Raw genomic sequence first — 6,576 nt, 5'->3', positions numbered from 1 at the left:
CCGCCGGGCGGCGGGGCCGGGGACAGCGGCGGCCAGCGGGGCGAGTGCGACGGGGTCGGCGGCGGCGGCCCGCAGCCGCTCGCGCAGGGCGGGGTCGGTGAGGGCGGTCGCCAGGGTACGGGCGACCTCGTCCTCGATCACCGACACCCGGGTGGCGGCCGGGGCCTGACCGACCGTGGCGTGGGGAGCGGGTGCGGCCGTGGCCAGGCCCGTGCCGAGCGCGAGCAGGGGCAGGGTCACGAGTGCGACGACGGTGCGCCGCAGACGGAAGTGGGGCATGCGGGATCTCCAGACTCGTCGGGTGAGGTGTCGGAGCATCGGAGCACGGTGCGGTGGAGCGTGCGGAACAGCGCCGCCGCGCGCAGGAGCGTCGGCGCCATGACAAGTGAAGGGCCTCCCTGACGCCAGATCAACCCCTGTTCGGCGAACGACCGGCCCGGGCCACGTGAACGCCGCGCGGCACCGCACGCGTCCCCGCCGGGCCACGTCACCTCGGCGCCGCGCCGAGGTAGCGGAGCACGGCCAGCACCCGCCGGTGCTCGGTATCGGTCCGGGGCAGGGCCAGCTTGGCGAAGATGCCCGCCACGTGCTTCTCCACCGCCCGCTGAGTGACCGTCAGCGCATCGGCGACGGCCGCGTTGGTCAGCCCCTGCGCCATCAGCACCAGCACCTCCCGCTCGCGCGGACTCAGCGCATCGACGCCGCTGCTGTGCTGACGGGTCGCCATCAGCTGGGAGACCACCTCCGGGTCGAGCGCGGTGCCGCCCGCCGCCACCCGGTGGATCGCGTCCACGAAGTCGTCCACGTCGGCGACCCGGTCCTTGAGCAGGTAGCCGATCCCGGACGCCCCGGTGGCCAGCAGCCGCGCGGTGTAGCGGGTCTCGATGTACTGGGAGAACAGCAGCACGCCCAACTCCGGGAACTCCAGTCGGAGTTCGATGGCCGCCCGCAGTCCCTCGTCGGTGTGGCCGGGTGGCATCCGGATATCGGCCACCACCACGTCCGGCCGGTGCTCCGCGACGGCGCTGTGCAGCGCCCGGGCGTCACCGACCGCCGCCACCACGTCGAAGCCACGCTCGTCGAGCAGTTGGACCATGCCGTGCCGCAGGACGGCGGCGTCCTCGGCTATCACGATGCGCATCTGGAGCCTAACGTTCCCGGTGTCGCCGATGGCCGCTCGGCGCCGGGGTGACGCCGGGTCAGACCGGCACCTCCACCGTAACGGTGGTCGGCCCGCCGGCCGGACTGCTGATCCGCAGCGTCCCGTCCACCTCCCGGACCCGTTCGGCCAGCCCGGACAGTCCGCTGCCGCCGCCCGCCGTACCCGGTACCAGCACCGCCCCGCCCCGCCCTTCGTCCCGGACCCGGAGCAGCAGGGCGCCGTCCCGGTGCTCCGCCGTCAGCTCGATCAGCGGCGCGCCCGAGTGGCGGGCGGCGTTGTTGAGCAGCTCGGAGGCGCAGAAGTACGCGATGGTCTCGACCGCCTCGGGCAGCCGCCCGGCCAGTTCGGTCCGCAGCCGGACCGGCACGCCCGTACGGGCGGCCAAGGTCTCCAACGCAGCGTCCAGGCCCGTGTCCAGGACCGGCGGATGGATACCGCGCACCAGGTCGCGCAGGTCGGTGATGGCAGTCCTGGCGTTCCCGAGCGCCTGCTCGACCAGTTCCCGACCGCGCGCCAGGTCCGCCTCCTGGAGGGTGCCGTCGGGGTCGCGCCGGTCCAGCCGGGACCGGGCCGAGGCCAGTGCCAGGGTGACCGCGACCAGCTGGGCCTGGGCGCCGTCGTGCAGGTCGCGCTCGATCCGGCGCAGCGTCATGGCCGAGTTGTGCACGGCCAGCGCCCGGCTCTCCTCGAGGTCCCGGACCCGCTCGGAGAGCCTGCCGGGCCCGAGCAGGGTCCGGCCCAGGTACCTGACCAGCGCCAGCAGCCGATGGCTCACCCAGCCGGCCAGCGCGGTGGTGGCCAGCCCGGCGGCGGCCACCGCCAGCGCCTTCGTCGCGCTGTCCAAGGCCCAGTTCCCGAGGCTCAGGCCCCGGTGCCCGTCGGCGCTGACCAGCCGCCACCAGAACGGGTACAGCACGGCGGCCAGCCCGTACAGCCGCAGCCCGACCGTCACCAGCAGGACCAGCACGCCGAGCGGCGCGGCCAGCAGCACGTACGCCACCGTCCGCCAGTGCGAGCCGTCGGTGAGCGTGGCCCGGACCAGCCCGGCCCGTTCGGCCTCGGGGCGGCGCGGGGGCGGGACGGACTCGCCCAGCAGCCCGGCCAGCAGGCGGCGGTGCAGGCCGCCGATCCAGCGCGCCACGGTCAGCACCCCGGCCAGCAGCGGCAGCCCGAGGTGGGTCACCGACAGCACCAGGCCGACGGCCAGCAGCGGGTAGACCAGCAGCGCCCCGAGCACGCCGAGGACGGGGGCGGCCAAGGCGTAGAGCAGTTCCCGGCCCGCCGGTACGCCGAGGGCGTGCAGCGCCCTGCCGATCCGCGTCCGCTCCGTCACGTCACCACCTCCGCCGGACACCGCTGCCCTCACCGGGACGCACCGGCCGCCGGACGGATCGTCAGCAGCCGGGCCAGGGGGCCGAACGAGGACCCTACAACGAGCACCGCCACGGCGACCGCCACCCCGACCCGGACCTGGCCCGGGACGTCCGACGGTCCCCCGCCGCCGAACGGCGCCACGGCGGCGCTCGCCACCGCCGTGCCCAGCCCGAGCGCGGTGGCGGTGACGATGACCGACTCCAGCAGCACCATCCGCACCAGCTGGCCGGTCCCGGCGCCGATCAGGCGGAGCAGGGCGAGTTCGCGGCGGCGCTCCAGCATCAGCATCACCAGGGTGTCGGCGGCGACCAGCGCGGCGAACCCGGCGTAGAGCACGGTGGCGAACAGGTCGATCCAGGACGGTTCCTGACCACCCACCAGGCTGCCGAGCCTGGCCAGCGTGAAGGCCACCACCAGCGTGACCGGCGTGATCGCCGCCGACAGCCGCCGGGACCGGGCCCGGCTGTTGGCCACCGCCAGCTCCCCGGGCGCCCCGAAAAGGCGCAACGGCACGGCGGCCGCCGKGGCCGCCAGCCGCCCGAGCACCGGACCCGCCAATGCGATCGCGACCAGGTACGCGAGCAGCAGCAACGGGACGTGTTCGGACGCTTCCTCGGCCGGTTCGGCGGCGACGGCGGACTGCAGTACGACCGCCCCCGCCAGCGCCGCCAGCGCGAGCACGGACCGCAGCACCACCGGTCCACCACCGGGTCCGGCCGCTTCACCGAGCGCGGCGGCCGGCCGGGACCGGGCCGCACGCTGCGCGGCCAGCAGGCCGCCGAGCACGGAGGTGACGGTGAGGACGACCGCCGCGGCCACGCCGGGCGGCCAGCTGACGGTCAGTCGGAGACCGGGCGGCACCAGCCCCTGGTCGGCCATCGCACCGAACCACCACCGGGCCAGCAGCACGCCCAGACCGTAGCCGACGGGCAGCGCCGGGACGGCGGTGAGCAGCGTCTCGGCGGCGACCGCGCGCCGGACCTGCCAGGGGCTCGCACCCACCGCGCGCAGCACCGCCGTCTCGCGCTGCCGCTGCGCCACCGCCAGCGCGGCCACCTGGGCAGTGGCGAAGATCGAGAGGTAGACGGTGACCAGGGTGAAGCCGATCCCGATGGTGGTCAGGTCCTCGCGTTGCGGGGACGGCGGCGCGGCGGAAGCGGTGAGCAGGATCGCCACCGACGCGGTGATCACCGTCGCGGCCAGCACCAGCGCGGCGAACACCCCGACGGCGGCGGCGGGACGGGAGCGCAGCGAGGCGCGGGCCAGGCCGGTGGTCACGCCGCCGCCCCCTGTCGGGCTGCCGGGACCTGTCGGGCCGTCAGGTCTGGCCGGGCGGTCAGGGTACGCATCCGGGCGGCGATCCGGCGGGCTGCCTCCTCGCGGTGCTCTTCCCCGCCGTGGGCGCCGGGCAGGTCGGCCACGATCCGGCCGTGGTCGAGGACGAGCACCCGGTCGGCCCAGGCCGCTGCGGCCGGGTCGTGGGTCACCATCACCACGGTGGCACCGTGGGTGTCGACCGAGCGCCGCAGCAAGCCGAGGACCTCGGCGGCGGTGACGGAGTCCAGTGCGCCGGTGGGCTCGTCGGCGAACACCACCTCGGGTTCGGTGATCAGGGCGCGGGCGATGGCGACCCGCTGCTGCTGTCCGCCGGAGAGCTGGCCGGGCCGATGCCCGGCTCGCCCGGCCAGGCCGACCTCGGTCAGCGCACGGGCGGCCCGCCGGTGGTCGGCCCGGCGGCCGTCCAGTCGGAGCGGCAGCAGGACGTTCTGTTCGACCGTCAGGGCCGGGAGCAGGTTGAACTGCTGGAAGACGAAGCCGATCCGGGCCCGCCGCAGCCGGGTCAGCCGCCGCTCCCGCAGGCCGGTCAGCTCCTGCCCGCCCAGCCGGACCGAGCCACTGGAGGGGCGGTCCAGCCCGGCGGCGCACTGCAGGAAGGTGCTCTTCCCCGAGCCCGACGGTCCCATCACGGCGGTGAAGCTGCCGCGGGGCAACCGGAGGTCGATGCCGCGCAGTGCGTGCACGGCGTTGCGGCCGCGTCCGTAGTGCCGGGTCACGCCGTGCAGCTGCAGGGCGTCCGGCGGGGTGGGCGGTTCGCGGTCGGGCATCGTTGTCTCCTTCGGTGGCCGGCGGTCGCCGACGATGCTCCGAAGCTACGGAACCGCGGGTCAACGAGGCACTGGGGCAGCCACCCGACTCCGGGGTTCGGAAATACCGAACCCCTGTCGCCCCAAGCCGGTTGCCCAGAATATGCAGACCGGTCTATTCTCATCGCCATGGGAGCCAAGGGCGAGGAGACGCGGGCCCGACTGGTGCGGGCCACCCGGGATCTGCTGGAGGCCCAGGGGTACGCCGCCACCGGGCTGAATCTGGTGCTGGCCGAGAGCGGCACACCGCGCGGCTCGCTGTACTTCCACTTCCCCGAGGGCAAGGACCAGTTGGTGGCCCAGGCGCTCACCGAGGCCGGGCGCGAGATGAGCGACCTGATCGAGCTGCTCCGGGACACCCGCACGGCGGGGTCGGCGCAGGTGATCAGCCGGCTGATCGGCCTGCTCGCCGACCGGATGGAGCAGTCCGGCTACCGCAAGGGCTGCCCGCTGGCCACCGTCGCCCTGGAGATCTCGGCCTCGAACGAACCGCTCCGCCGCCTGTGCGCCGACACCTACGCGGGCTGGCAACAGGCCTTCGCGGAGCTGCTGGTGACGGAGGGTCACTCCACTGACCGGGCGGACGTCACCGCCGGGGCCGTGCTGTCGCTGCTCGAAGGCGCCCTGCTGCTGGCCCGGGTTCAGCACAGCCGCCTCCCGCTGGACCAGGCCGCCCGCTCGGCCGAGCTGCTGCTCGCCTGATCCCGCCCCGGGGCCACCACTCGCGCACCTCCCCATCCATAAATTATGTAGACCGGTCTATTCAAGGAGAACACATGACCGCGACCACGCTCGTCCTCGGCGCCAACGGCTTCATCGGCCGCTGGCTGGTGCGCGAACTCCTCGACCAGGGACACCTGGTGGCCGTCGGCGTCCGGGATGGCCGGGACACCGAGCTCCGCCACTGGCTGAGCGGGCACGGCACCACGACCGACACCCTCAGCACGGTCGCCGCCGACATCACCCGCCCCGACCTCGGCCTCTCCCCCGCCGACCTCGAACAGTTGGCGGACGTCCGCGACATCCACAACCTCGCCGCCCGCTTCCGCTTCGGCCTCCCCCAGGACGAGGCCCGCACCGCCAACCGGGACGGCGCCGTCAACGTGCTGCGCTGGGCCGCCGCCCGCCCTGCCACCCGCCGCCTGATGCACCTCTCCGGCTACCGGGTCGCCGGCCACCCGTCCCCCCTGCCACCGGCCCACGCCGACCGCCTGTACCGGCGCCTCGGCGCGTACGAGGCGTCGAAGATCGAGGGCGACAGCGCCGTCCGAGCCCTCGCACCCGAACTCGGCGTGCCGCTCAGCGTGGTGAGCCCCAGCACCGTGATCGGACACTCCGTCACCGGCGAGGCAGGCCAGTACATCGGCCTGGCCCCGCTGGTCGAGCAGCTGTACCGGGGCCGCCTCCCCGCCCTCGCGGGCAGCCGTCGCACCTTCGTCCCCGTGGTGGCCATCGACCACCTGGCCCGCTTCCTGGCCGCCGTCCCGCAGCACGACCAGGGCCCGCTGCACCAGCACACCGTGCTCGACCCGGCCACCCCCGAACTCCCGGCCCTGATCGCCCTGTTGGCCGACCACCTGGGCGTCCGCGCGCCCCGCCTGCGAGTGCCGGTCGGACTGGTCCGACGCCTGCCCCGTGCACTCACCGGCGCCGACCCGGAGACCCTCTCGTTCCTCTCCGAGGACCGCTACGACACCGCCTCCGCCGACCGGCTCGCCACCGCCGCCGGACTCAGCCACCCACCGGTCGCGGACGCCCTCCGCCGCTGGGCCGACCGTCTGGTCGCCGACGACTTCGGCCACGACCCTCGCTCCCTCCAGGTACGTACCTGACAGTAGGTCTAGTTCAAGCCGAGTTCATCGAATGCTCTCCCGACGTCTTGAAGCGCGTGAACAA

At 74.6% G+C, this 6,576-nt stretch carries 7 protein-coding genes; 2 read left to right on the top strand and 5 right to left on the bottom strand.

Going from position 1 to position 6,576, the window contains the following annotated elements; translation table 11 throughout:
* The 5 genes from ACXJMZ_RS27720 to ACXJMZ_RS27700 form a co-directional block, all read right to left on the bottom strand.
* Nucleotides 1-279, bottom strand: a 279-nt coding sequence (locus ACXJMZ_RS27720) for a hypothetical protein (RefSeq protein WP_457032772.1), incomplete at its 3' end; no start/stop codon positions are given.
* A 208-nt stretch (nt 280-487) separates the two neighbouring features.
* Nucleotides 488-1,141 (bottom strand): response regulator, encoded by a 654-nt coding sequence (locus tag ACXJMZ_RS27715; protein WP_457032771.1) that lies wholly within the window; start codon nt 1,139-1,141, stop codon nt 488-490.
* A 58-nt stretch (nt 1,142-1,199) separates the two neighbouring features.
* On the bottom strand, nt 1,200-2,495 hold the full coding sequence (locus tag ACXJMZ_RS27710) for a sensor histidine kinase (protein ID WP_457032770.1): 1,296 nt from the start codon (nt 2,493-2,495) through the stop codon (nt 1,200-1,202).
* Nucleotides 2,496-2,524: 29 nt separating this feature from the next.
* Entirely contained in the window at nt 2,525-3,814 is a 1,290-nt protein-coding gene (locus ACXJMZ_RS27705) for an FtsX-like permease family protein (RefSeq protein WP_457032769.1), read from the bottom strand.
* Nucleotides 3,811-4,641 (bottom strand): ABC transporter ATP-binding protein, encoded by an 831-nt coding sequence (locus ACXJMZ_RS27700; protein ID WP_457032768.1) that lies wholly within the window; start codon nt 4,639-4,641, stop codon nt 3,811-3,813. The genes ACXJMZ_RS27705 and ACXJMZ_RS27700 overlap by 4 nt, the downstream gene beginning before the upstream one ends.
* A 168-nt stretch (nt 4,642-4,809) precedes the next feature.
* Here ACXJMZ_RS27700 and ACXJMZ_RS27695 point away from each other — a divergent pair, with 168 nt between their 5' ends.
* Nucleotides 4,810-5,382: a TetR/AcrR family transcriptional regulator gene (locus ACXJMZ_RS27695; RefSeq protein ID WP_457032767.1), complete on the top strand. Its 573-nt coding sequence runs from the start codon at nt 4,810-4,812 to the stop codon at nt 5,380-5,382.
* Nucleotides 5,383-5,456: 74 nt separating this feature from the next.
* Complete coding sequence (locus ACXJMZ_RS27690) at nt 5,457-6,512, top strand: SDR family oxidoreductase (RefSeq protein WP_457032766.1); 1,056 nt, start codon at nt 5,457-5,459, stop codon at nt 6,510-6,512.
* Nucleotides 6,513-6,576: the final 64 nt, after the last annotated feature.

The sequence above is a fragment of the Kitasatospora sp. P5_F3 genome (assembly GCF_054049135.1).
This window is presented reverse-complemented; position numbering and strand designations above follow the sequence as displayed.

Excerpts from the sequence above, each read along its gene's own strand:
- ACXJMZ_RS27690 (WP_457032766.1), top strand. The coding sequence starts at position 5,457 with ATGACCGCGACCACGCTCGTCCTCGGCGCCAACGGCTTCATCGGCCGC.
- ACXJMZ_RS27695 (WP_457032767.1), top strand. The coding sequence starts at position 4,810 with ATGGGAGCCAAGGGCGAGGAGACGCGGGCCCGACTGGTGCGGGCCACC.
- ACXJMZ_RS27700 (WP_457032768.1), bottom strand. The coding sequence starts at position 4,641 with ATGCCCGACCGCGAACCGCCCACCCCGCCGGACGCCCTGCAGCTGCAC.
- ACXJMZ_RS27715 (WP_457032771.1), bottom strand. The coding sequence starts at position 1,141 with ATGCGCATCGTGATAGCCGAGGACGCCGCCGTCCTGCGGCACGGCATG.